22 protein-coding genes, 4 tRNA genes and 1 riboswitch are annotated in these 26,161 nt (G+C 52.0%); of the genes, 8 read left to right on the top strand and 18 right to left on the bottom strand.

The features are described 5' to 3' along the window. Positions 1 to 117: 117 nt before the first annotated feature. From LG381_RS05655 to nudC, 4 genes are read right to left on the bottom strand one after another with little or no spacing between them, the layout of a single operon-like run. Entirely contained in the window at positions 118 to 708 is a 591-nt protein-coding gene (locus tag LG381_RS05655) for a YjaG family protein (protein ID WP_000940106.1), read from the bottom strand. Positions 709 to 750: 42 nt separating this feature from the next. Next, positions 751 to 1,422 (bottom strand): deoxyribonuclease V, encoded by a 672-nt coding sequence (gene nfi / locus LG381_RS05650; protein ID WP_225762116.1) that lies wholly within the window; start codon positions 1,420 to 1,422, stop codon positions 751 to 753. Between the two features lie 9 nt (positions 1,423 to 1,431). Continuing rightward, on the bottom strand, positions 1,432 to 2,496 hold the full coding sequence (gene hemE, locus LG381_RS05645) for a uroporphyrinogen decarboxylase (RefSeq protein WP_000137657.1): 1,065 nt from the start codon (positions 2,494 to 2,496) through the stop codon (positions 1,432 to 1,434). Positions 2,497 to 2,535: 39 nt separating this feature from the next. Beyond that, positions 2,536 to 3,309, bottom strand: coding sequence for an NAD(+) diphosphatase (gene nudC, locus LG381_RS05640; protein WP_000373950.1), 774 nt, complete (start codon positions 3,307 to 3,309; stop codon positions 2,536 to 2,538). Between the two features lie 94 nt (positions 3,310 to 3,403). On the opposite strand from nudC, the gene LG381_RS05635 reads away from it, so the two are divergent. The 7 genes from LG381_RS05635 to thiH all read left to right on the top strand — a co-directional run bounded on the left by LG381_RS05635 (position 3,404) and on the right by thiH (position 9,476). Continuing rightward, positions 3,404 to 3,880: an Rsd/AlgQ family anti-sigma factor gene (locus tag LG381_RS05635; protein WP_000934290.1), complete on the top strand. Its 477-nt coding sequence runs from the start codon at positions 3,404 to 3,406 to the stop codon at positions 3,878 to 3,880. A gap of 51 nt (positions 3,881 to 3,931) precedes the next feature. Continuing rightward, positions 3,932 to 4,032: riboswitch (TPP riboswitch) on the top strand. 79 nt (positions 4,033 to 4,111) lie between these two features. After that, entirely contained in the window at positions 4,112 to 6,007 is a 1,896-nt protein-coding gene (gene thiC / locus LG381_RS05630) for a phosphomethylpyrimidine synthase ThiC (RefSeq protein ID WP_225762115.1), read from the top strand. Next, the gene (thiE, locus tag LG381_RS05625) at positions 6,007 to 6,642 is read left to right on the top strand and encodes a thiamine phosphate synthase (RefSeq protein WP_225762972.1); all 636 of its coding nucleotides are present in this window, start codon (positions 6,007 to 6,009) and stop codon (positions 6,640 to 6,642) included. Before thiC ends, thiE begins: the two co-directional genes overlap by 1 nt. Continuing rightward, positions 6,635 to 7,390 carry a thiazole biosynthesis adenylyltransferase ThiF gene (gene thiF, locus LG381_RS05620; RefSeq protein WP_222680204.1) on the top strand — a complete coding sequence of 252 codons (756 nt, stop codon included), beginning with the start codon at positions 6,635 to 6,637 and terminating at the stop codon, positions 7,388 to 7,390. Before thiE ends, thiF begins: the two co-directional genes overlap by 8 nt. Continuing rightward, positions 7,374 to 7,574: a sulfur carrier protein ThiS gene (thiS, locus tag LG381_RS05615; protein ID WP_001166240.1), complete on the top strand. Its 201-nt coding sequence runs from the start codon at positions 7,374 to 7,376 to the stop codon at positions 7,572 to 7,574. Before thiF ends, thiS begins: the two co-directional genes overlap by 17 nt. A gap of 1 nt (position 7,575) precedes the next feature. Beyond that, positions 7,576 to 8,346 (top strand): thiazole synthase, encoded by a 771-nt coding sequence (thiG, locus tag LG381_RS05610; protein WP_000944046.1) that lies wholly within the window; start codon positions 7,576 to 7,578, stop codon positions 8,344 to 8,346. Further along, entirely contained in the window at positions 8,343 to 9,476 is a 1,134-nt protein-coding gene (thiH, locus tag LG381_RS05605) for a 2-iminoacetate synthase ThiH (protein WP_222680205.1), read from the top strand. The genes thiG and thiH overlap by 4 nt, the downstream gene beginning before the upstream one ends. A 409-nt stretch (positions 9,477 to 9,885) precedes the next feature. Here thiH and LG381_RS05600 read toward each other — a convergent pair whose 3' ends face one another. The 14 genes from LG381_RS05600 to LG381_RS05535 form a co-directional block, all read right to left on the bottom strand. Continuing rightward, on the bottom strand, positions 9,886 to 10,425 hold the full coding sequence (locus tag LG381_RS05600; protein WP_222680206.1) for a stationary phase growth adaptation protein: 540 nt from the start codon (positions 10,423 to 10,425) through the stop codon (positions 9,886 to 9,888). A 212-nt stretch (positions 10,426 to 10,637) separates the two neighbouring features. Further along, positions 10,638 to 14,861, bottom strand: a complete 4,224-nt coding sequence (gene rpoC, locus LG381_RS05595; RefSeq protein WP_000653937.1) for a DNA-directed RNA polymerase subunit beta' — start codon at positions 14,859 to 14,861, stop codon at positions 10,638 to 10,640. Positions 14,862 to 14,937: 76 nt separating this feature from the next. After that, on the bottom strand, positions 14,938 to 18,966 hold the full coding sequence (gene rpoB, locus LG381_RS05590; RefSeq protein WP_000263098.1) for a DNA-directed RNA polymerase subunit beta: 4,029 nt from the start codon (positions 18,964 to 18,966) through the stop codon (positions 14,938 to 14,940). A gap of 318 nt (positions 18,967 to 19,284) precedes the next feature. Then, a complete protein-coding gene (gene rplL / locus LG381_RS05585) occupies positions 19,285 to 19,650 on the bottom strand; it encodes a 50S ribosomal protein L7/L12 (RefSeq protein WP_000028878.1) in 366 nt (121 codons plus the stop codon). Between the two features lie 66 nt (positions 19,651 to 19,716). Then, on the bottom strand, positions 19,717 to 20,214 hold the full coding sequence (rplJ, locus tag LG381_RS05580; protein WP_001207201.1) for a 50S ribosomal protein L10: 498 nt from the start codon (positions 20,212 to 20,214) through the stop codon (positions 19,717 to 19,719). Positions 20,215 to 20,626: 412 nt separating this feature from the next. Continuing rightward, the gene (gene rplA, locus LG381_RS05575; protein ID WP_001096683.1) at positions 20,627 to 21,331 is read right to left on the bottom strand and encodes a 50S ribosomal protein L1; all 705 of its coding nucleotides are present in this window, start codon (positions 21,329 to 21,331) and stop codon (positions 20,627 to 20,629) included. Positions 21,332 to 21,334: 3 nt separating this feature from the next. Further along, entirely contained in the window at positions 21,335 to 21,763 is a 429-nt protein-coding gene (gene rplK, locus LG381_RS05570; protein WP_001085926.1) for a 50S ribosomal protein L11, read from the bottom strand. 158 nt (positions 21,764 to 21,921) lie between these two features. Then, entirely contained in the window at positions 21,922 to 22,467 is a 546-nt protein-coding gene (gene nusG, locus LG381_RS05565; RefSeq protein ID WP_001287521.1) for a transcription termination/antitermination protein NusG, read from the bottom strand. A gap of 1 nt (position 22,468) precedes the next feature. Next, positions 22,469 to 22,852, bottom strand: coding sequence for a preprotein translocase subunit SecE (gene secE / locus LG381_RS05560; protein WP_001275702.1), 384 nt, complete (start codon positions 22,850 to 22,852; stop codon positions 22,469 to 22,471). A gap of 229 nt (positions 22,853 to 23,081) precedes the next feature. Next, entirely contained in the window at positions 23,082 to 24,266 is a 1,185-nt protein-coding gene (gene tuf / locus LG381_RS05555) for an elongation factor Tu (RefSeq protein WP_000031784.1), read from the bottom strand. 114 nt (positions 24,267 to 24,380) lie between these two features. Further along, a tRNA-Thr gene (locus LG381_RS05550) sits at positions 24,381 to 24,456 on the bottom strand. 6 nt (positions 24,457 to 24,462) lie between these two features. Then, positions 24,463 to 24,537, bottom strand: a tRNA-Gly gene (locus tag LG381_RS05545). 116 nt (positions 24,538 to 24,653) lie between these two features. After that, positions 24,654 to 24,738, bottom strand: a tRNA-Tyr gene (locus LG381_RS05540). A gap of 8 nt (positions 24,739 to 24,746) precedes the next feature. Beyond that, positions 24,747 to 24,822, bottom strand: a tRNA-Thr gene (locus LG381_RS05535). Positions 24,823 to 25,183: 361 nt separating this feature from the next. Here LG381_RS05535 and coaA point away from each other — a divergent pair. Continuing rightward, entirely contained in the window at positions 25,184 to 26,134 is a 951-nt protein-coding gene (gene coaA / locus LG381_RS05530) for a type I pantothenate kinase (protein ID WP_000023078.1), read from the top strand. Positions 26,135 to 26,161 lie beyond the last annotated feature (27 nt).

Genomic DNA, 26,161 nt, shown 5'->3' with positions numbered 1-26,161 from the left:
TCCTGCATACACGCACCGATAGCCACTTTTTTTCGCCCCCCAAATGTAGACCAGACGGGGGGCGAAAGGGAAGACTCCAGGTACGACAAATCAGGCGTTAATTCACGTTTTCTGGTCTTATTGCTGAAAAATTATACCAATATTGCTCTCACCCGCCTCACGCAGGTCTGCCCTAAGGCCTTTTATCAGCTCGATGTCGCGTTCTTCACACTCGGCTAAAAGTCGGAATATTTCCCACTGAATGTCCCATTCTTGCTCAACGGCTGGGTTTTCTTTCAGCTCTTCATCGCTCATTTCGCGACCAGCCTGAGTCATTTCCAGCATCGCAACGGTAGTGATGGAGGTCTTACTCACTTCCACCGCGTGTTCGAGCGTTTCGCCACTCAAACGCGAATGAACCAGTTCACTTAACGCCACGCAGGCATCAATTGCCGGATAAACGCCGTACAGATCGAAATCGTCCGCAGAAGGAATCGCTTCCTCAAATTTCTCCAGTTGGCTGTCGAAATTCACTTTTGCGTCTTTGACGGTCAGTGTTTCCCAAATGAGATCGAGAATACGGCGGTAAATTTGCCCATCACCAAAACCGGTTTGCTGGCAGAACATGGCGTAATTGGGGTACATGCGTTCGCATAAGCAAGCCATGAAAGTGACGTGCTGCCAGCTTTCCAGGCGCTCCAGACGCAGATGAATCGGGTTTTGTAACATGTTGAGTTCTCAAGTACGGAAATTATCCGCAGTTTACCTGAATTAGGGCTGATTTGCTGTATAGCGCACGAATGCCGGACGTTCCGAGGCCACGGCATCCGCCCAACGCGTTGGCTCTGGCAGACGATAGCCTTTCATGCAGCGTTGTACCCACGCCAGCGCGCTATCCACGCTGACCCGATGACCCGTAGCGATAAACAGCGGGTTGCAGCGTACTTTGCTGCGCCAGACCCAGGCCAGCTGCTCGCCTTTATCCATCAGCGGCGCCAGCGCGCCCGGTTCGCTGGAGAGCGGTTCGAATTTACCGCATAGCCGTTTTTTCGCCACGCCAATAGTCGGCACATCCACTAATAAGCCAAAATGGCTGGCGACGCCAAGGCGGCGCGGATGCGAGATCCCGTGGCCATCAACAAACACTAAATCCGGCTTTTGTGACAGCATCTCCCACGCTGCCAGCAGGGCAGGATATTCACGGAAGGAGAGAAACCCCGGGATGTAAGGCATGGTGGTAGCAATGCGTGCCACTTTATACTCCACCAACTCAAGAGTGGGATATTTCAGCAGCACCATCGCCGCTCGCGTCACTTCTCCACCCTGTTCAAACCCGACATCGGCTCCGGCGATCAGATCCGGTGGATCTTTATCGAGTCGATCCTCGCGGATCACAGAAGAAGCCAGTTCGATTTGTTGAGCGCGTAATGACGCGAGATCCATAATTACTCCTTAGCGGTGATATTGTTCAGATAACCGATGCACTGCCTCCACAAACACGCCAGCATGTTCTGGCGGTACATCCTGGTGAATGCCGTGACCAAGGTTAAAGACATGACCTTCGCCGTGACCGAAACCTGCAAGTATAGTCGCTACTTCTTCTTCAATTCGGGCTGGTGGCGCGTACAGCATCGACGGGTCCATATTGCCCTGCAATGCGACTTTATTGCCCACGCGGCGGCGCGCATCGGCGATGTCGGTTGTCCAGTCCAGTCCCAGCGCATCGCAACCGGTTTCTGCCATGGCTTCCAGCCACTGTCCGCCACCTTTGGTAAACAGCGTGACGGGCACGCGGCGACCGTCGTTTTCACGCAATAAACCATCAACAATTTTATGCATGTAATAGAGCGAGAACTGTTGATAATCGCGCCCGGTAAGCACGCCGCCCCAGGTGTCGAAAATCATCACCGCCTGAGCACCGGCTTTAATCTGCGCATTCAGATACAGGGTGACGCTTTTCGCCAGTTTATCGAGTAACGCGTGTAACGCCTGCGGATCGGCATACATCATTTTTTTGATCACGGTGAAGGCTTTGCTGCTGCCGCCTTCCACCATGTAGGTCGCCAGCGTCCACGGACTGCCGGAAAAACCAATCAGCGGCACTTCGCCTTTCAGTTCGCGGCGAATGGTACGCACCGCGTTCATCACGTAACCCAGTTCATCTTCCGGATCCGGAATTGGCAGTTTATCAACGTCAGCTTTGCAGGTGACTGGCGAGGTAAAACGAGGACCTTCTCCGGCTTCAAAATAGAGCCCTAATCCCATCGCGTCCGGAACGGTGAGGATATCGGAAAAGAGGATCGCCGCGTCCAACGGATAGCGACGCAGCGGCTGCAAAGTCACTTCGCACGCCAGTTCGGCGTTTTTGCAAAGCGACATAAAATCGCCCGCCTGAGCACGCGTGGCTTTATATTCTGGTAGATAGCGACCCGCCTGGCGCATCATCCATACTGGAGTGACATCAACGGGCTGGCGCAGCAGCGCCCGCAGATAACGATCGTTTTTAAGTTCGGTCATTTTGGCTGTTCCTTAGTGCGTCAGGCGGTCAGTGTATCATCACTCATACTCTGCCCGACACATCGCCACCGTATCTTCTATCAGACGGCGCGCCACGGTGCCAGGAGGTGGCAGTAAGGGTAAATCGTCGTAACGATACCAGTTCGCCTCCAGCAGTTCTTTTGGATCAATCACGATGTCGCCGCTCTCATAGTCCGCCATAAACGCAGTCATTAATGACTGAGGAAATGGCCACGGCTGAGAAGTCACGTAACGCAGGTTTTTGACTTTGATGCCACTCTCTTCCATTACTTCCCGCGCGACCGCCTGTTCGAGGGTTTCGCCCACTTCGACGAATCCGGCAAGTACCGTATGGACACCGTTACGATGGCGGGTATGCTGAGCGAGCAGAATCGAATCATCACGACGGATGGCAACAATAATGCAGGGGGCGATTTGCGGGTAGTAACGCTCACGGCAGTGGCTGCACAGCATCGCCCATTCTGTTTTGCTCGGATACATTTCATGCCCGCAATACCCGCAGTATTTATGCGAGCGGTAAAACTCCGCCAGTTGCACGCCGCGTCCGGCTAGTTGAAATAGCCCGACGTCCAGATCAATGACCTGGCGCACCGAACCCATATCATGGCGGCGCTGCTGTTGCACCAGCCAAACAGGTTCTCCTTGCCATTCGCCGATATGCAGTGCGCGCTGACCCACAAGATCGAAATTTGCCGCTTTGCCATATGGCAATTCTCCCTTCGGCAACCATAATTTTTGCTCATGACTGACGACCCACCAGCCGTGATCTAATTTTTCAATTATACGATCCATAGCTCTTGCACTACCTTTGCATCACTGGCATGTTTAACATGGTTTTTACATTTCTCACTGAGCAGTTTTTGAATACAAACTTGCGGAGTCAATCATGCTTAACCAGCTCGATAACCTGACGGAGCACGTCAGAGGAAGTAACAAACTGGTTGATCGCTGGCTACATGTACGTAAGCATCTGCTCGTGGCTTACTACAATCTGGTTGGCATTAAGCCTGGCAAAGAATCGTACATGAGGCTAAACGAAAAAGCCCTTGATGATTTTTGCCAGAGTCTGGTCGATTACTTGTCTGCCGGACATTTCAGCATTTATGAGCGCATTCTTCATAAGCTGGAAGGCAACGGGCAGCTCGCTCATGCCGCGAAGATTTGGCCGCAACTCGAAGCCAATACGCAACAGATTATGGATTACTACGATTCCAGCCTGGAAACCGCCATCGATCATGATAATTACCTTGAATTTCAACAGGTTTTATCTGATATCGGCGAGGCGCTGGAAGCGCGCTTTGTGCTGGAAGATAAGCTGATTCTGCTGGTGCTTGACGCCGCCCGCGTCAAACATCTTGCTTGAGTTCTGCGCTGTTAACGCGTAATTTACATTCAACGCCCCGTTTTCGGGGCTAATTTCTTGTCGGAGTGCCTTAACTGGCTGAGACCGTTCATTCGGGATCCGCGGAACCTGATCAGGCTAATACCTGCGAAGGGAACAAGAGTTAATCTGCTACCGTATCGCCTTTGCGGCGATCGTCTCTTGCTTCATCCGTCGTCTGACAAGCCACGTCCTTAACTTTTGGAATGAGCTATGTCTGCAATAAAACTGACCCGCCGCGAACAACGCGCCCAGGCGCAACATTTTATCGACACCCTGGAAGGCACCGCCTTTCCCAACTCAAAACGCATTTATATCACTGGCACACAACCCGGCGTGCGCGTGCCGATGCGTGAGATCCAGCTTAGCCCGACGCTAATCGGCGGCAGCAAAGAACAGCCGCAGTACGAAGAAAACGAAGCGATTCCGGTTTATGACACCTCCGGCCCATATGGCGATCCGCAAATCGCCATTAACGTTCAGCAAGGGCTGGCAAAACTGCGTCAGCCGTGGATCGACGCACGCGGCGATAGCGAAGAACTTACCGTGCGCAGTTCCGATTACACTAAAGCGCGGCTGGCAGATGATGGCCTCAACGAGCTGCGTTTTAGCGGCGTATTAACGCCAAAACGCGCCAAAGCAGGCCACCGCGTCACACAACTGCACTACGCCCGTCAAGGCATCATCACACCGGAGATGGAATTCATCGCCATTCGCGAGAATATGGGACGCGAGCGCATCCGCAGCGAAGTTTTGCGCCACCAGCATCCGGGAATGAGCTTTGGCGCACGTCTGCCGGAAAATATCACTGCGGAATTTGTCCGTGATGAAGTCGCTGCCGGACGCGCCATTATCCCCGCCAACATCAACCATCCTGAATCAGAGCCGATGATTATTGGTCGCAACTTCCTGGTAAAAGTTAACGCCAATATCGGCAACTCGGCGGTCACCTCTTCCATCGAAGAAGAAGTGGAAAAGCTGGTGTGGTCTACGTGCTGGGGAGCGGATACGGTGATGGATCTTTCCACCGGTCGCTATATTCACGAAACCCGCGAATGGATTTTGCGTAACAGCCCGGTGCCAATCGGTACTGTGCCGATCTACCAGGCACTGGAGAAGGTTAATGGGATCGCTGAAGATCTTACCTGGGAAGCGTTCCGCGACACGCTGCTGGAACAGGCCGAGCAAGGTGTGGATTATTTCACGATTCATGCAGGCGTTCTCCTGCGCTATGTGCCGATGACTGCGAAACGCCTGACCGGTATCGTCTCGCGCGGCGGTTCGATTATGGCGAAATGGTGCCTCTCCCATCATCAGGAAAATTTCCTCTATCAACATTTCCGCGAAATTTGTGAAATCTGCGCTGCTTATGACGTTTCGCTGTCGCTGGGCGACGGCCTGCGCCCCGGTTCGATTCAGGACGCCAACGATGAAGCGCAGTTTGCCGAGCTGCATACGCTGGGCGAACTGACCAAAATCGCCTGGGAATATGACGTACAGGTGATGATTGAAGGCCCCGGGCATGTGCCGATGCAGATGATTCGCCGTAATATGACCGAGGAGTTAGAGCACTGCCATGAAGCGCCGTTCTATACCCTCGGGCCGCTGACCACCGATATTGCACCAGGCTATGACCACTTCACGTCGGGGATTGGTGCGGCGATGATCGGCTGGTTTGGCTGCGCGATGCTCTGTTACGTAACGCCGAAAGAGCACCTGGGTCTGCCCAATAAAGAAGACGTTAAGCAAGGGCTTATCACCTATAAGATTGCCGCCCACGCTGCCGACCTGGCAAAAGGGCATCCGGGCGCGCAAATTCGCGATAACGCCATGTCGAAAGCCCGCTTCGAATTTCGCTGGGAAGACCAGTTTAATCTGGCTCTCGACCCATTTACCGCTCGCGCTTACCACGATGAAACCCTGCCGCAAGAGTCCGGTAAAGTCGCCCATTTTTGCTCCATGTGTGGGCCGAAATTCTGCTCGATGAAAATCAGCCAGGAAGTACGTGATTACGCCGCCGCGCAAACCATTGAAGTGGGAATGGCGGATATGTCGGAGAATTTCCGCGCCAGAGGCGGAGAAATCTATCTGCGTAAGGAGGAAGCGTGATGTATCAGCCTGATTTTCCTCCTGTACCTTTTCGTTTAGGGCTGTACCCGGTGGTGGACAGCGTACAGTGGATCGAACGTCTGCTGGACGCTGGCGTGCGAACCCTCCAGCTACGCATCAAAGATCAGCGCGATGAAGAGGTGGAAGCCGATGTCGTAGCGGCAATTGAGCTGGGTCGCCGCTATAACGCGCGGCTGTTTATTAATGATTACTGGCGGCTGGCGATCAAGCATCAGGCGTATGGCGTCCATCTGGGGCAGGAAGATTTGCAATCTACCGATCTCAGCGCCATCCGCGCGGCTGGTCTGCGGCTTGGCGTTTCGACCCATGACGATATGGAGATCGACGTCGCGCTGGCAGCACGCCCTTCTTATATCGCACTGGGACATGTGTTCCCGACGCAAACCAAACAGATGCCTTCTGCACCGCAGGGGCTGGAACAGCTGGCACGGCATGTTGAGCGACTGGCGGATTATCCCACCGTGGCGATTGGCGGTATCAGTCTGGCGCGCGCGCCTGCGGTGATGGCGACGGGTGTCGGCAGTATCGCCGTCGTCAGTGCCATTACCCAGGCGGCAGACTGGCGTTTGGCAACGGCACAGTTGCTGGAAATTGCAGGAGTTGGCAATGAATGACCGTGATTTTATGCGTTATAGCCGCCAAATCCTGCTCGACGATATCGCTCTTGACGGGCAGCAAAAACTGCTCGACAGCCAGGTGCTGATTATCGGTCTTGGCGGGCTGGGTACACCTGCTGCGCTATACCTGGCGGGCGCTGGCGTCGGGACGCTGGTACTGGCAGATGACGACGATGTGCATTTAAGCAATCTGCAACGACAAATCCTCTTTACCACTGAAGATATCGATCGCCCGAAATCGCAGGTCAGCCATCAGCGACTGACACTGTTGAATCCCGATATTCAACTGACAGCACTACAACAACGGTTAACGGGTGAGGCGTTAAAAGATGCGGTTGCACAAGCCGATGTGGTGCTCGACTGTACAGACAATATGGCGACTCGCCAGGAAATTAACGCCGCCTGCGTGGCACTGAACACACCACTTATCACCGCCAGCGCGGTCGGATTTGGCGGTCAGTTGATGGTATTAACGCCGCCCTGGGAGCACGGTTGTTATCGCTGCCTGTGGCTGGATAACCAGGAGCCAGAACGCAACTGCCGCACGGCAGGCGTGGTTGGCCCGGTGGTCGGGGTCATGGGGACATTGCAGGCACTGGAAGCGATTAAGTTATTGAGCGGTATAGAGACGCCTACAGGAGAACTGCGACTGTTCGACGGTAAATCCAGCCAGTGGCGCAGCCTGTTGTTGCGCCGCGCCAACGGATGTCCGGTATGCGGAGGGCGCAATGCAGATTCTGTTTAACGATCAACCGATGCAGTGTGCCACCGGACAAACTGTTCACGAACTGCTGGAACAACTCGATCAGCTAAAAGCAGGCGCGGCGCTGGCAATTAATCAGCAAATCGTCCCGCGCGAGCAATGGGCGCAACATATCGTGCAGGATGGCGACCAGATCCTGCTTTTTCAGGTTATTGCAGGAGGTTGAAATGTTACGTATCGCGGACAAAATGTTTGATTCACATCTGTTTACCGGCACCGGGAAATTCGCCTCTTCACAACTTATGGTGGAGGCGATCCGCGCTTCCGGCAGCCAGGTGGTGACGCTGGCAATGAAACGCGTCGACTTGCGCCAACACAATGACGCTATCCTCGCCCCGCTTATCGCGGCGGGTGTGACACTGCTACCGAATACTTCTGGGGCGAAAACGGCGGAAGAAGCCATTTTCGCTGCCCATCTGGCACGTGAAGCGTTAGGAACACACTGGCTGAAGCTGGAGATTCACCCTGACGCCCGCTGGTTGTTGCCCGATCCCATCGAAACGCTGAAAGCCGCCGAAACGCTGGTGCAACAAGGATTTGTCGTGCTGCCTTACTGCGGTGCCGATCCGGTGTTGTGCAAACGTCTGGAAGAAGTGGGCTGTGCAGCGGTGATGCCGCTCGGTGCACCGATTGGTTCTAATCAGGGGCTAGAAACCCGCGCCATGCTGGAGATTATTATCCAGCAGGCCACGGTTCCGGTAGTCGTTGATGCTGGCATCGGCGTTCCAAGCCATGCCGCGCAGGCGCTGGAAATGGGCGCCGATGCGGTGTTAGTGAATACGGCAATTGCCGTCGCGGACGATCCCGTCACCATGGCGAAGGCATTTCGCCTGGCGGTAGAAGCGGGCCTGCTGGCACGTCAGGCCGGACCTGGCAGCCGCAGTCATTTTGCTCATGCCACCAGCCCACTAACCGGATTTCTGGAGGCATCGGCATGAAAACCTTCAGCGACCGCTGGCGGCAACTGGACTGGGACGACATCCGCCTGCGTATCAACAGCAAAACGGCTGCTGACGTAGAGCGGGCGCTGAGTACAGCGCCACTTACCCGCGACGACATGATGGCGCTGTTATCGCCAGCCGCCAGTGAATACCTGGAACCACTGGCTCAACGGGCGCAGCGTCTGACTCGTCAGCGATTTGGCAACGTCGTCAGCTTCTACGTCCCGCTTTATCTTTCCAATCTTTGCGCTAACGACTGCACGTACTGTGGATTTTCCATGAGCAATCGCATCAAGCGCAAAACGCTGGATGAAGCAGATATCGCCAGAGAAAGCGCCGCTATTCGGGAAATGGGCTTTGAGCATCTGTTGCTGGTCACTGGTGAACATCAGGCAAAAGTGGGAATGGATTACTTTCGTCGTCATCTCCCTGCCCTGCGTGAACAGTTCTCTTCACTACAGATGGAAGTACAGCCGCTGGCGGAAGCGGAATACGCCGAGTTAAAGCAACTTGGTCTCGATGGGGTAATGGTTTATCAGGAGACGTATCACGAGGCGACATATGCCCGCCATCATCTGAAAGGTAAAAAACAGGACTTTTTCTGGCGACTGGAAACGCCGGATCGGCTGGGTCGCGCGGGGATTGATAAGATAGGCCTCGGCGCGCTAATCGGCCTTTCTGACAGCTGGCGAGTTGACTGCTATATGGTTGCCGAGCATTTACTGTGGCTGCAACAGCATTACTGGCAAAGTCGTTATTCCGTCTCCTTCCCGCGCCTGCGCCCGTGTACTGGCGGGATTGAGCCTGCGTCGATTATGGATGAACGCCAGTTAGTGCAAACCATCTGCGCCTTCCGTCTGCTTGCGCCGGAGATTGAACTCTCACTCTCCACGCGGGAATCACCGTGGTTTCGCGATCGCGTTATTCCGCTGGCAATTAATAACGTCAGCGCCTTCTCGAAAACGCAGCCAGGTGGCTATGCCGACAATCACCCCGAGCTGGAACAGTTCTCACCGCACGACGATCGCCGACCTGAAACGGTTGCTGCCGCATTAATCGCTCAGGGTTTGCAGCCGATATGGAAAGACTGGGACAACTATCTGGGACGCGCCTCGCAAAGGCCATGAGACAGAATGTAAGAACGTAAATTTATTCCGAGCTGCTACGGAAGATGAAAAACGGAAGGTTGTTGAAAGCGTTGCGTTTTTTTATGGTAGTACCGTCAGCAGGAATGTTGTCCAGGGCGAAAAGCTTCTTCCTCGTTTCGCCCTGCCTTTCTTAAAAATTTCACAATGCAAAGTCTGGAGTCACTACCTGTTGAACAATGAAAGAGATCTGATTGTAAGAGAGTAAATACTCGACTATGATACAGACGAAAATAAGAACACATGTTCTCATCTTCCTGGATGCAGCAGACTGAAGAAATTCAGACATCCCGCAACCTGCGATTATCGCAAGGTCAAGGCAAAGTCCGGTAATGGCGTTCTGAATACCAGAGATGATTCTCTGGCGAAACCCACCTTAAGGTGGGTTTTGTTATTTTGAGGGCTGAGGAAGCGACTTATTTCTTAATAGGTTGTAGGCGATGGTAAAAAATTTCACTGCTTTACCTTTCTGTTTTTCAGAAATGGGATAAGCACTAGTTACATGCAAGCGTAGTTTTTTCTTTTCTCTAAAAACTTTGAACGCAACAAAGTAAAATTTCTTTTCTCCTCCCTCTAACTCCACTTCAATCACGGCATAACTACCATACCCGGCATGAATAACTTTGCATTCTGGCTGCGCCAAAATAGCTCTTTTTAAGTGCATACGCGCTAAGTTATAGCGATGCTGGCAGAAGGGGCGAGATTCTTTAGGCGCATAATACATTAACGATAGTTTTTCTTCGTTCGTCTGATGTTCATAATCTTTTGTGAAACAGTGAAGAGGGTAGGTAACCCAAAAGCGATACTCTAAAGGCTCTTTGCCCTCATGATGCTGAACGTAGACGGCCTGATGAGCATCAAGAAACGATAAATCACGAACGTTACCATCCGGATGTTCAAAAGGCCGCCACTTCTCTACTTCCTGTTTCATTCTCGTTCCTTAAGAAAGTTACACGGGAATAGTATCGAATCCTTGCCAACTTTGACTCAATTAGTTCAGTCAGTTTCAGGATGTTAGCCAGCTTTACATTTATTATGAGCATCCAGAAATTCGTTAAATATTCTGATAAATGGTCTTTTCCTGAATCGCCCCCATAAAAAAACCCGCCGAAGCGGGTTTTTACGTTATTTGCGGATTAACGATTACTCGTTATCAGAACCGCCCAGACCTGCGTTCAGCAGTTCTGCCAAGCTGGCAGACGCGTCTTCTGCAGTCACCTGCGGTGCAGCCGGAGCTTCGCCCGCAGCACGGCGGCGCATACGATCCTGGTGATACGCATAACCCGTACCTGCCGGGATCAGACGACCTACGATAACGTTCTCTTTCAGACCGCGCAGTTCATCGCGTTTGCCCGCAACAGCTGCTTCGGTCAGTACGCGAGTGGTCTCCTGGAACGATGCCGCAGAGATGAACGACTCGGTTGCCAGAGACGCTTTGGTGATACCCAGCAGATCGCGGGCATAAGTTGCACCCACTTTGCCGTTCGCTTCCAGTTCGCGGTTTGCGATCTTGACGCGAGAGTATTCAACCTGTTCGCCTTCCAGGAAGTCGGAGCTACCCGCGTTAACGATGGTGGCTTTACGCAGCATCTGACGAACGATAACTTCGATGTGTTTATCGTTAATCTTAACGCCCTGCAGACGGTATACGTCCTGTACTTCGTTAACGATGTAACGAGTCACAGCATGAACACCACGCAGACGCAGAATGTCGTGCGGCGCTTCCGGACCATCGGAAATGACGTCACCACGTTCTACACGTTCACCTTCGAACACGTTGAGCTGACGCCATTTCGGAATCATCTCTTCGTAAGGTTCGCTGCCGTCTACCGGAGTGATAACCAGACGACGTTTACCTTTGGTTTCTTTACCGAAGGAAACGACACCGCTGATTTCAGCCAGGATTGCCGGCTCTTTCGGACGACGTGCTTCGAACAGATCCGCAACGCGCGGCAGACCACCGGTGATGTCCTTAGTACCGCCAGATTCCTGCGGAATACGCGCCAGGGTGTCACCAGAGCTGATCTGTACGCCATCTTCCAGCTGAACAATCGCTTTACCCGGCAGGAAGTACTGCGCAGGCATATCAGTACCAGGGATCAGAACGTCGTTACCCTGAGCATCAACGATTTTCAGTGCCGGACGCAGATCTTTACCACCTGCGGTACGTTCTGCGGAATCCAGAACTACCAGCGAAGACAGACCGGTCAGTTCGTCGGTCTGACGAGTAATGGTCTGACCGTCAATCATATCGGTGAAGCGAACAAAACCGCTTACTTCAGTGATAACCGGCATGGTGTGCGGGTCCCAGTTTGCAACGGTTTCGCCGCCTGCAACCTGTTCGCCATCACCTTTCGCCAGTACCGCACCGTAAGGCACTTTGTAGCTTTCTTTGGTACGACCAAATTCGTCGATCAGTTTCAGTTCGGTGTTACGGGAAGTGATAACCAGTTTACCGCTGGAGTTCACAACCGACTTCACGTTGCTGAGCTTGATGCTACCTTTGTTTTTCACCTGGATGCTGGATTCAGCAGCCGCACGGGACGCCGCACCACCGATGTGGAACGTACGCATGGTCAGCTGAGTACCCGGTTCACCGATGGACTGTGCCGCGATAACACCGATTGCTTCACCTTTGTTGATGATGTGGCCACGCGCCAGGTCACGACCGTAGCAGTGCGCACATACACCAAAGTCGGTGTCACAGGATACAACAGAACGTACTTTAACCGCGTCGACAGAGTTCTCTTCCAGCAGGTCACACCACTGTTCATGCAGCAGCGTGTTGCGCGGAACGAGGATATCGGCAGTACCCGGCTTCAGAACGTCTTCTGCAGTTACACGACCCAGTACGCGATCGCGCAGCGGCTCTTTAACATCGCCACCCTCGATAACCGGAGTCATCATGATACCTTCATGAGTACCACAATCGTCTTCAGTAACCACCAGGTCCTGCGCCACGTCAACCAGACGACGAGTCAGGTAACCGGAGTTCGCAGTTTTCAGTGCGGTATCCGCCAGACCTTTACGAGCACCGTGGGTGGAGATGAAGTACTGGAGTACGTTCAGACCTTCACGGAAGTTCGCGGTGATTGGCGTTTCGATGATGGAGCCATCCGGCTTCGCCATCAGACCACGCATACCAGCAAGCTGACGAATCTGTGCCGCAGAACCACGCGCACCGGAGTCGGCCATCATGTAGATGCTGTTGAAGGAAACCTGCTTCTCTTCCTGACCGTCACGGTTAATAACGGTTTCAGTTTGCAGGTTATCCATCATCGCTTTGGATACACGATCGTTCGCCGCAGCCCAGATATCGATAACTTTGTTGTAGCGTTCGCCCGCAGTTACCAGACCAGACTGGAACTGCTCCTGAATTTCAGCAACTTCTGCTTCTGCCTCGGAGATGATTTCGTGTTTCTTCTCCGGGATGACCATGTCATCGATACCAACCGATGCACCGGAACGCGCTGCATATGCAAAGCCGGTGTACATGATCTGGTCCGCAAAAATAACGGTCGGTTTCAAGCCGAGAATGCGGTAGCAGGTGTTCAGCATTTTGGAGATTGCTTTTTTACCCAGCGCCTGGTTGACGATGGAGTAAGGCAGACCTTTCGGTACAATCATCCACAGAATGGCACGGCCAACGGTCGTGTCCTTCAGGCTGGTTTTCGCTACTAATTCACCGTTAGCATCTTTTTCGTATTCAGTGATACGCACTTTAACGCGCGCATGCAGAGAGGCCAGGCCAGCGCGATAAATACGTTCTGCTTCTTTCGGGCCAGTCAGCACCATGCCTTCGCCTTTGGCGTTAACACAGTCACGGGTCATGTAGTACAGACCCAGTACAACGTCCTGAGACGGAACGATGATTGGTTCGCCGTTCGCCGGGGACAGGATGTTGTTGGTAGACATCATCAGCGCACGCGCTTCCAGCTGGGCTTCCAGCGTCAGCGGTACGTGAACAGCCATCTGGTCACCATCGAAGTCGGCGTTATATGCCGCACAAACCAGCGGGTGCAGCTGGATAGCTTTACCTTCGATCAGTACCGGTTCAAATGCCTGGATACCCAGACGGTGCAGAGTCGGTGCACGGTTTAGCAGTACCGGGTGTTCGCGGATAACTTCGTCCAGGATATCCCAAACGACAGCTTCTTCGCGCTCAACCATTTTCTTCGCAGCTTTAATGGTGGTAGCAAGACCACGCAGTTCCAGCTTGCCGTAGATGAACGGTTTGAACAGCTCCAGCGCCATTTTCTTCGGCAGACCGCACTGATGCAGACGCAGGTATGGACCTACGGTGATTACAGAACGACCGGAGTAGTCAACACGCTTACCGAGCAGGTTCTGACGGAAACGACCCTGTTTACCTTTGATCATGTCGGCCAAAGATTTCAGAGGACGCTTGTTAGAACCGGTGATCGCACGACCGCGACGACCGTTATCCAGCAGGGCGTCTACCGCTTCCTGCAGCATACGTTTTTCGTTACGTACGATGATGTCCGGCGCAGCCAGATCCAGCAGACGTTTCAGACGGTTGTTACGGTTAATGACGCGACGATACAGATCGTTCAGGTCAGAAGTCGCGAAACGACCACCATCCAGCGGAACCAGCGGACGTAGATCTGGCGGCAGTACCGGCAGAACGGTCAGGATCATCCACTCTGGCTTGTTACCAGACTGAACGAACGCTTCCAGCAGTTTGATACGCTTGGTCAGCTTCTTGCGCTTGGTTTCGGAGTTAGTTTCGTTCAGCTCTTCACGCAGCTGTTCGCACTCTTGCTCCAGATCCATGCTCTTCAGCAGAGCCTGGATTGCTTCCGCCCCCATTTTCGCGTCGAATTCGTCACCGAACTCTTCCAGCGCGTCCAGATACTGCTCTTCAGTCAGGATCTGCTGGCGTTCCAGGTTGGTCATACCGCCTTCGATTACCACATAGGATTCGAAGTACAGCACGCGTTCGATATCGCGCAGCGGCATATCGAGCAGCAGGCCGATACGGGACGGCAGAGATTTCAGGAACCAGATGTGCGCAGTCGGAGAAGCCAGCTCGATGTGGCCCATACGCTCACGGCGTACTTTGGTCTGGGTCACTTCAACGCCGCACTTCTCACAGATAACGCCACGGTGTTTCAGGCGCTTGTACTTACCGCACAGGCACTCGTAGTCTTTTACCGGCCCAAAGATACGGGCGCAGAAAAGGCCGTCACGCTCAGGTTTGAACGTACGGTAGTTGATGGTTTCCGGCTTTTTAACTTCACCGAAAGACCATGAACGGATCATGTCTGGCGATGCCAGAGCAATTTTGATCGCATCAAACTCTTCGGTTTTAGTCTGCGCTTTCAGAAACTTTAATAAATCTTTCACGGATTTGCTCCCGTCGGAGTTAGCACAATCCGCTGCCGGGTTTTACCCCGACAGCAGTGACCTGTTTGAGCGAGAATTACTCGTCTTCCAGTTCGATGTTGATACCCAGCGAACGAATCTCTTTCAACAATACGTTGAAGGATTCTGGCATGCCCGGCTCCATCTGATGGTTGCCGTCCACGATGTTCTTATACATCTTGGTACGACCGTTTACGTCATCAGACTTAACGGTGAGCATTTCCTGCAGAGTGTATGCCGCGCCGTATGCTTCCAGCGCCCACACTTCCATCTCCCCGAAACGCTGACCACCGAACTGTGCCTTACCACCCAGCGGCTGCTGAGTAACCAGACTGTAAGAACCAGTGGAACGCGCGTGCATCTTATCGTCGACCAGGTGGTTCAGTTTCAGCATGTACATGTAACCTACGGTTACCGGACGTTCGAACTGTTCACCAGTGCGGCCGTCGTACAGGCGGATCTGACCAGAAGTCGGCAGGTCGCCAAGTTTCAGCAGCTCTTTAATTTCTGCTTCTTTCGCACCGTCGAACACCGGCGTTGCGATCGGCATACCTTTGCGCAGGTTTTCAGCCAGACGCATAACTTCTTCATCGCTGAAGGTACTCAGGTCAACTTTCTGACGAACGTCAGCGCCCAGATCGTACGCACGCTGGATGAACTCGCGCAGTTTCGCGACTTCTTGCTGCTGTTTCAGCATGGCGTTGATCTTGTCGCCGATACCTTTCGCAGCCATACCCAGGTGGGTTTCCAGAATCTGACCGATGTTCATACGAGACGGTACGCCTAGCGGGTTCAGTACGATGTCTACCGGCGTACCGTTTTCATCGTAAGGCATATCTTCGATCGGGTTGATCTTAGAAATTACACCCTTGTTACCGTGACGACCTGCCATCTTGTCACCAGGCTGGATACGGCGTTTAACCGCCAGATATACCTTAACAATCTTCAGCACGCCCGGTGCCAGATCGTCGCCCTGGGTGATTTTGCGGCGTTTCGCTTCGAGTTTCTTCTCGAACTCGTGTTTCAGTTCGTCATACTGCTCAGCCAGCTGTTCCAGCTGATTTTGTTTCTCTTCGTCGGTCAGGCCCAGCTCCAGCCAGCGATCGCGCGGCAGTTTGTCGAGCTTCTCAGCTTCAACGCCACCGGCTACCAGCACAGCACGGATACGGCTGAACAGACCCGCTTCGAGGATCTGCAGTTCTTCAGACAGGTCTTTCTTCGCCTGTTTGAGCTGCATTTCTTCGATTTCCAGCGCACGTTTGTCTTTTTCTACGCCATCGCGAGTAAAGACCTGAACGTCGATAACCGTACCGGATACACCGTTTGGTACGCGCAGAGAAGAGTCTTTAACGTCAGACGCTTTCTCACCGAAGATCGCACGCAGCAGTTTTTCTTCTGGGGTCAGCTGAGTTTCACCTTTCGGCGTTACCTTACCAACCAGAATGTCGCCACCGGTTACTTCCGCACCAATGTAAACGATACCGGATTCATCCAGTTTGGAGAGCGCAGCTTCACCCACGTTCGGGATGTCAGCGGTGATCTCTTCCGGCCCCAGCTTGGTGTCACGGGACACACACGCCAGTTCCTGGATGTGAATAGTGGTGAAACGGTCTTCCTGAACAACACGCTCGGATACGAGGATGGAGTCTTCGAAGTTGTAACCATTCCACGGCATGAACGCCACGCGCATGTTCTGACCGAGCGCCAGTTCACCGAGGTCGGTGGACGGACCGTCTGCCAGCACGTCGCCACGTTCTACCGGTTCACCCAGAGACACACACGGCATCTGGTTGATACAGGTGTTCTGGTTCGAACGGGTGTATTTGGTCAGGTTGTAGATGTCGATACCTGCTTCACCCGGATACATCTCATCTTCGTTAACTTTGATAACGATACGGGAAGCATCCACGTACTGGACAACACCGCCACGTTTAGCAACCGCAGTTACACCGGAGTCAACGGCAACAGCACGTTCCATACCCGTACCAACCAGCGGCTTATCAGCACGCAGAGTCGGAACGGCCTGACGTTGCATGTTCGCACCCATCAATGCACGGTTGGCGTCATCGTGTTCAAGGAACGGGATCAGGGACGCACCGACGGATACCACCTGCTGGGTGGATACGTCCATGTAGTCAACCTGGTCGCGGCTGAACAAGCTGGATTCGCCTTTACTACGGCAAGTTACCAGGTCTTCTACGAAGTGGCCTTCTTCATCCAGGTTGGAGTTCGCCTGGGCGATAACGTAGTTACCTTCTTCGATAGCAGACAGGTAGTGAATTTCGTCAGTTACAACACCGTCGGTCACTTTACGATACGGAGTCTCAAGGAAGCCGTATTCGTTAGTCTGTGCGTACACGGACAGAGAGTTGATCAGACCGATGTTCGGACCTTCAGGGGTTTCGATTGGACATACGCGACCGTAGTGAGTCGGGTGTACGTCTCGAACTTCGAAGCCTGCACGTTCACGGGTCAGACCGCCTGGGCCGAGTGCGGAGATACGACGTTTGTGCGTAATCTCAGACAGCGGGTTGTTCTGGTCCATAAACTGAGACAGCTGGCTGGAACCGAAGAACTCTTTCACTGCTGCGGAAATCGGCTTGGCGTTGATCATATCCTGAGGCATCAGGGTATCCAGATCGCCCAGAGACAGACGCTCTTTCACCGCACGCTCTACACGTACCAGGCCAACGCGGAACTGGTTTTCCGCCATTTCGCCAACGGAACGGATACGACGGTTGCCGAGGTGGTCGATATCATCGACTTCGCCTTTACCGTTACGGATATCAATGAGCTTTTTCATAACATCAATGATGTCGTCTTTGCTCAGGATACCGGAACCTTCGATTTCTTCGCGCAGCAGAGAACGGTTGAACTTCATACGACCAACCGCAGACAGATCATAGCGGTCTTCAGAGAAGAACAGGTTCTCGAACAGGCTTTCAGCAGCTTCACGAGTCGGCGGCTCGCCAGGACGCATCATGCGGTAGATTTCTACCAGTGCGCTCAGACGGTCGTTAGTTGGGTCGACACGTAAGGTTTCAGAGATATATGGGCCGTGATCCAGATCGTTAGTAAACAGCGTTTCGATACGCTTGTGACCAGACTGGCTCAGCTTAGCCAACAGATCCAGGCTCAGTTCCATGTTCGCTGCGCAGATCAGCTCGCCGGTAGACTCATCAATATAGTCTTTAGCGACCACTTTACCTGCGATGTACTCAACCGGAACTTCAATCAGTTTGACGTCGTCTTTTTCCAGTTGGCGAATGTGGCGCGCAGTAATACGGCGGCCTTTTTCTACGTACACTTTACCGTTAGCTTCGATGTCAAAAGATGCAGTTTCACCACGCAGGCGTTCCGGCACCAGTTCCATCTGCAGCTTGTTATCACGGATTTCAAAGATAACTTTTTCAAAGAACAGGTCGAGGATCTGTTCAGTGGTGTAGTTCAGTGCACGCAGAATGATGGTCGCAGGCAGTTTACGGCGACGGTCGATACGTACGAACAGGTTGTCCTTCGGATCGAATTCGAAGTCCAGCCAGGAACCACGGTAAGGAATGATACGCGCGTTATACAGCACTTTACCCGAAGAGTGGGTTTTACCTTTGTCGGAGTCAAAGAAGACGCCCGGACTACGGTGCAGCTGAGAAACGATAACACGCTCAGTACCGTTGATAACAAAGGTACCGTTGTCCGTCATGAGCGGAATTTCGCCCATGTAGACTTCTTGTTCTTTAATGTCTTTTACGGTGCCTTCCGGCGCTTCGCGCTCATAGATCACCAGACGCAGTTTAACGCGCAGCGGTGCGGAATAGGTCACGCCACGGATTTGACATTCCTGGACGTCAAACACCGGTTCGCCAAGGCGGTAGCTGACGTATTGCAGCTCGGAATTACCGCTGTAGCTCTGAATCGGGAATACGGAACGGAAAGCAGCTTCCAGACCATACTGCCCTTCAGGATCTTGCTCGATAAATTTCTGAAACGAGTCAAGCTGGATAGAAAGGAGATAAGGTACATCCAGAACTTGTGGACGTTTACCAAAATCCTTACGAATACGTTTTTTCTCGGTATAGGAGTAAACCATAGGGTTCCTCAGCTCGCTGACAAGTCGACCCATCTGTCCACTGAGCGGACAGTTTGTGCAACACTATTTTGTTGACCGGAAAATGGATACTTTCCGCAATGCCTGTTGCTATCACGCTTAAACCATTTCATTGCGATTTACACAGAACGGGAGTTCTGTCGCAGTATATTAAGTCGTCGATAGAAACAAGCATTGAAAGGCACAGCAGTAGTCAAACAGTGTGAAACGCTACTGGCGCCTTACAGCGCAAAAAGGCTGGTGACTAAAAAGTCACCAGCCATCAGCCTGATTTCTCAGGCTGCAACCGGAAGGGTTGGCTTATTTAACTTCAACTTCAGCGCCAGCTTCTTCCAGAGCTTTTTTCAGTGCTTCAGCGTCATCTTTGCTCACGCCTTCTTTCAGAGCAGCTGGAGCAGATTCTACCAGGTCTTTAGCTTCTTTCAGACCCAGGCCAGTTGCGCCACGTACTGCTTTGATAACAGCAACTTTGTTAGCGCCAGCAGCTTTCAGAATTACGTCGAATTCAGTTTTTTCTTCAGCAGCTTCAACCGGGCCAGCAGCTACAGCTACAGCAGCAGCAGCGGAAACACCGAATTTTTCTTCCATTGCAGAGATCAGTTCTACAACGTCCATTACAGACATAGCTGCAACTGCTTCAATGATTTGATCTTTAGTGATAGACATTTAAATTGTTCCTGAATATCAGAATAAGTTTATACGTAAGCGAATGCGTTAAAAAGATAACTGCGATTAAGCAGCTTCTTTCGCATCGCGTACAGCAGCCAGAGTACGAACCAGTTTGCCAGCCGAAGCTTCTTTCATGGTTGCCATCAGGCGTGCAATTGCTTCTTCGTAGGTCGGCAGAGTTGCCAGGCGGTCGATCTGAGACGCCGGGATCAGCTCACCTTCAAAGGCAGCGGCTTTGACCTCAAATTTTGCATTCGCTTTCGCGAACTCTTTGAACAGACGAGCTGCAGCGCCCGGGTGTTCCATAGAGTATGCAATCAGGGTCGGACCAACAAACGCGTCTTTCAGGCACTCGAACGGAGTACCTTCAACAGCACGGCGCAGCAGGGTGTTACGAACAACACGCATGTATACGCCAGCTTCGCGACCTGCTTTACGCAGTTCAGTCATTTTATCTACAGTTACGCCACGGGAATCCGCAACCACTGCAGACAGCGCGCCTTTGGCTACTTCGCTGACTTCAGCAACAATCGCTTGTTTGTCTTGAAGATTTAAAGCCATTAGCTTTGCTCCTGGATGTTTGCCAGAGAAAATCTCTGGAACTCACTTCACTCCTCCAAATGGAGAGAGCGTCTTAATTACGGTGAGCAGAAACAAGCCAGAATATAAAAGAATAATCTTAGCGTTCTGTCACCGTCTACGCAGGGGATTAAGTTTCTTACGAAACTCCTGCGGTCTTCGACGGAGGCCTGGATAGGCCAGGCTCCAACGAACAAATCTTTTCTATCCGTCGCTATTCAGCTTGTGCCGGCGTTGGCTTCCTTCGTTCGCACCAGTCACATAGTTAGCTATGTTCCTGGCGACTCACTCAGTTGCCGCCTTGCCACAACCCGAATATCTCGGATATACGTCTGCATTAAGCATTATACGTGGGGGTAAGATTGTAGACAAAATCACCGCCCACGTAAAGGTATTAGTTTGCAGAAGCGCTCAGGCCAGCCTGGTCAACTGCAACACCTGCACCCATGGTGGTGGAGATGCTAACTTTCTTGATGTACACACCTTTCGCCTGAGTCGGTTTTGCTTTTTTCAGCGCAACCAGCAGAGCTTCCAGGTTTTCTTTCAGTTTGTCAGCGTCAAAGTCCACTTTACCAATGGTGGTGTGGATGATGCCGTTTTTGTCGTTACGGTAACGAACCTGGCCAGCTTTAGCGTTTTTAACCGCTTCAGCAACGTTCGGGGTTACAGTACCCACTTTCGGGTTCGGCATCAGGCCGCGCGGACCCAGAACCTGGCCCAGCTGGCCAACAACGCGCATTGCATCCGGAGAAGCAATAACAACGTCAAAGTTCATTTCGCCTTTCTTGATCTGGTCAGCCAGATCTTCCATACCTACCAGTTCAGCGCCTGCAGCTTTAGCAGCTTCAGCGTTTGCGCCCTGGGTAAATACAGCTACGCGAACGGAACGGCCAGTACCGTGCGGCAGTACAGTTGCACCACGTACGTTCTGGTCAGATTTACGAGCGTCGATGCCGAGGTTAACAGCAACGTCCACGCTTTCTACGAATTTAGCAGTCGCCAGCTCTTTCAGCAGAGCGATAGCTTCGTTGATGTCGTACTGTTTGGTCGCATCAACTTTCTCGCGGATAACACGCATGCGCTTGGTCAGTTTAGCCATTTTTTAGTCCTCCACTACCAGGCCCATGGAACGTGCAGTACCTTCGATGGAGCGAGTCATCGCTTCAATGTCGGCACCAGTCATGTCGGCAGCTTTGGTCTGCGCGATTTCCTGCAGCTGAGCGCGGGAAATTTTACCCACTTTGTCTTTGTTCGGCTTACCGGAACCAGACTTGATACCAGCCGCTTTTTTCAGCAGAACTGCTGCCGGCGGAGTCTTGGTAACGAAAGTGAAAGAACGGTCAGCGTAAACGGTGATAACTACCGGAATCGGCAGACCTTTTTCGATGGAATCAGTTTTTGCGTTGAACGCTTTGCAGAATTCCATGATGTTTACGCCCTGCTGACCCAGAGCCGGACCTACTGGCGGACTCGGGTTAGCCATACCAGCTGCAACCTGCAGCTTGACATAGGCTTGTACTTTCTTAGCCATTATAAATTCCTCAAGTTGGGTAATAACGCCTCTGAGAGGCTCCCCGTGATATAAAAAATCGTTTTACGGGCAAGGCCCATAAAAACAAAAGGCGCGAAATTGTATTCCAATCTCACGCCTTGTGCAACGATTAAATCGCCGCTTTTTTGATCGCTGGGTTAGGCTTTTTCAACCTGGCTGAAGTCCAGCTCTACCGGGGTCGCACGACCGAAGATAGAAACAGAGACTTTCAGACGAGACTTCTCGTAATCCACCTCTTCAACGACGCCGTTGAAGTCAGCGAACGGACCATCATTAACACGAACCATTTCACCCGGTTCAAACAGCGTTTTCGGACGCGGCTTATCACCAACCTGCTGCAGGCGGTTCATAATCGCATCAACTTCTTTATCGCTGATTGGCGCAGGACGATCGGAAGTACCGCCGATGAAGCCCATCACACGCGGTACGCTGCGCACCAGGTGCCAGCTCGCGTCGTTCATCACCATCTGAACGAGGACGTAGCCAGGGAAGAATTTGCGTTCGCTTTTGCGACGCTGACCGCCACGGATCTCAACGACTTCTTCAGTCGGAACCATGACTTCGCCAAACAACTCTTCCATGTTGTGTAATTTGATATGCTCACGCAGCGACGTTGCTACGCGGCCTTCAAAACCGGAAAACGCCTGAACGACGTACCAGCGCTTTTTAGGAGCTTCAGACATCTCAGAACCTCAGGCCAGTGATAAAGGATACCAGGCGAACCAGAATACCATCCAGTCCCCACAGGATCAGTGACATTACTGCGGTAACCGCAGCCACAATCAGCGTGGTGTGCAATGTTTCCTGGCGAGTCGGCCAAATGACCTTACGGACTTCGGTACGCGCTTCACGGGCAAAAGCAACGGTTGCTTTACCTTTTGTCGTTAACAGCGCGACACCACCCGCTGCAGCAATCAGAATTACTACGGCCAGCGCACGCAGCGGCAGCATAATGTCGCGATAAAGGTAGTTGCCGACGATTGCCACCAGGAGCAATGCCACCACAACGACCCACTTCATCGCTTCCAGGCCGCGCCCGCTTCCTTGAGCTTCGGTATTCGCACTCATAAACCAACCTGTCAGAAGTATTCTACAAACATTTTCACCCCGCGATAGCGAGGCAAACCAAATCGAAACGCGTATTCGCTTTTCGGATTATACGCCCTCAACAGAGCCTGTCTCAGCAATGATTATGACAAAGAAAATCACTGATGAGCCAGGTTCTGGTACGAAAGCGTGCAAAAAGGGCATCAAATGATGCCCTTTTATTGCGCATTGCGTCAAATGTTATCGGCAATTAGCTCAGAACTTTAGCTACAACGCCCGCGCCAACGGTACGGCCGCCTTCACGGATTGCGAAACGCAGACCGTCGTCCATCGCGATCGGGTGGATCAGGGTAACAACCATTTTGATGTTGTCGCCCGGCATTACCATCTCTACGCCTTCCGGCAGTTCGATAGTACCAGTCACGTCAGTAGTACGGAAGTAGAACTGCGGACGGTAGCCTTTGAAGAACGGAGTATGACGGCCGCCTTCATCTTTGGACAGAATGTACACTTCAGATTCGAACTTGGTGTGCGGCTTGATGGTGCCCGGCTTAGCCAGTACCTGACCACGTTCGATTTCTTCACGTTTGATACCACGCAGCAGAACACCTACGTTCTCACCAGCACGGCCTTCGTCCAGCAGTTTGCGGAACATTTCAACGCCAGTACAGGTAGACTTCTGAGTCTCTTTGATACCAACGATTTCAACTTCTTCACCAACTTTGATGATACCGCGTTCTACACGACCGGTAACAACAGTACCACGACCGGAGATGGAGAATACGTCTTCGATCGGCAGCAGGAACGGCTTGTCAATCGCACGCTCTGGTTCCGGAATGTAAGAATCCAGGAAGCCAGCCAGTTCCAGGATTTTCGCTTCCCACTCTGCGTCGCCTTCCAGCGCTTTCAGAGCAGAACCACGAACGATCGGAGTGTCGTCGCCCGGGAAGTCGTACTGAGACAGAAGTTCACGAACTTCCATTTCAACCAGCTCCAGCAGCTCTTCGTCATCAACCATGTCGCATTTGTTCAGGAACACGATGATGTACGGAACGCCTACCTGACGACCCAGCAGGATGTGCTCACGAGTCTGCGGCATCGGGCCGTCAGTCGCAGCAACAACCAGGATCGCGCCGTCCATCTGCGCAGCACCGGTGATCATGTTTTTAACATAGTCGGCGTGCCCCGGGCAGTCTACGTGTGCGTAGTGACGGGTCGGGGTGTCGTATTCAACGTGAGAAGTGTTGATGGTGATACCACGAGCTTTTTCTTCCGGCGCGTTATCGATCTGATCGAATGCGCGAGCAGCACCGCCGTAGGTTTTAGCCAGTACGGTAGTGATTGCAGCGGTCAGCGTTGTTTTACCATGGTCAACGTGGCCGATAGTACCGACGTTAACGTGCGGTTTTGTACGTTCAAACTTTTCTTTAGACATCGATTGTCCCTCTAAGACACGGATAAATCGGTGATATCACCACATCAACCAGGCAACATGCCCGACTTGTTGAATGCAATAAACAGAAGGAAAAAACAGGAAGGAGAAAAGAAGTGGTGCTGATAGGCAGATTCGAACTGCCGACCTCACCCTTACCAAGGGTGCGCTCTACCAACTGAGCTATATCAGCACATCTTGGAGCGGGCAGCGGGAATCGAACCCGCATCATCAGCTTGGAAGGCTGAGGTAATAGCCATTATACGATGCCCGCATCCTGGAACTCGGCTACCTGATTTTCATTCTGCACTGAATATCGAGAGAAGCTCTCTTTATTCGAGCCGGTAAGCGAACTTATCGTCTCGGGCTACGCCATCGCGTGGCCGAAATTGGTGGTGGGGGAAGGATTCGAACCTTCGAAGTCTGTGACGGCAGATTTACAGTCTGCTCCCTTTGGCCGCTCGGGAACCCCACCGGACTTGATGGTGCCGACTACCGGAATCGAACTGGTGACCTACTGATTACAAGTCAGTTGCTCTACCTACTGAGCTAAGTCGGCATCAAGTAGCGCGCATTCTATGGAGACATGCGAGCTCATGCAACTAAAAAATTGCATAATTTTTTTTGTTGGTCAGATTTTAAACAATTCGGTGAAGAAACAGTCGAACAATGAGCAGATTAGCACATTTTTTCAGCATTGTTCTGCTTAACAATATGCGCCAGTTAAAACACCATTCTTTTTATCAGATGGAATATCTGTCACATTGCTTTTCACCGATAGCTTCCCGGAAGCGATTTTTTCTTATTATTCCTCCCCATCTGGTGTTACCCTCCTGCCCATTAACCCATTCAACAGAACTGTGACGCGCCATGGCAAATATCGCTTTGCCGATAGAGCTATGACCGTCAGAAACATGCTTATGAGTATAAAAGAGCAAACGTTAATGACGCCTTACCTACAGTTTGACCGCAACCAGTGGGCAGCTCTGCGTGATTCCGTACCGATGACGTTATCGGAAGATGAGATCGCCCGTCTCAAAGGTATAAATGAAGATCTCTCGTTAGAAGAAGTTGCCGAGATCTATTTGCCTTTGTCGCGTTTGCTGAACTTCTATATAAGCTCGAATCTGCGCCGTCAGGCAGTTCTGGAACAGTTTCTTGGCACTAACGGACAACGCATTCCTTACATTATCAGCATCGCAGGCAGTGTAGCTGTAGGGAAAAGTACAACCGCCCGTGTATTACAGGCACTATTAAGCCGTTGGCCGGAACATCGTCGTGTTGAACTGATCACTACCGATGGTTTTCTTCATCCCAACAAAGTGCTTAAAGAACGCGGGTTGATGAAAAAGAAAGGCTTCCCGGAATCGTATGATATGCATCGTCTGGTGAAGTTTGTTTCCGATCTCAAATCGGGTGTACCAAACGTTACGGCACCGGTTTACTCGCATCTTATTTATGATGTAATCCCAAATGGTGATAAAACCGTTGTTCAGCCTGATATTTTAATCCTTGAAGGGTTAAATGTCCTACAGAGTGGGATGGATTATCCGCACGACCCACATCATGTATTTGTTTCTGATTTCGTCGATTTTTCGATATATGTTGATGCACCGGAAGACTTACTTCAGACGTGGTATATCAACCGTTTTCTGAAATTCCGCGAAGGGGCTTTTACAGACCCGGATTCCTATTTCCATAACTACGCGAAATTAACTAAAGAAGAAGCTATTAAGACTGCCATGACGTTGTGGAAAGAGATCAACTGGCTGAACTTAAAGCAAAATATTCTACCTACTCGCGAGCGAGCCAGTTTAATCCTGACGAAAAGTGCTAATCATGCGGTAGAAGAAGTCAGATTACGCAAATAATTTACAGGGGAGCTAATGCTCCCCTTA

The sequence above is a fragment of the Escherichia sp. Marseille-Q3837 genome (assembly GCF_916618735.1).
GTDB classification, from domain to species: Bacteria; Pseudomonadota; Gammaproteobacteria; order Enterobacterales; family Enterobacteriaceae; genus Escherichia; species Escherichia ruysiae.
Note: the sequence above shows the minus strand (reverse complement) of the source record. Positions and strands in the feature narration are given on the sequence as shown.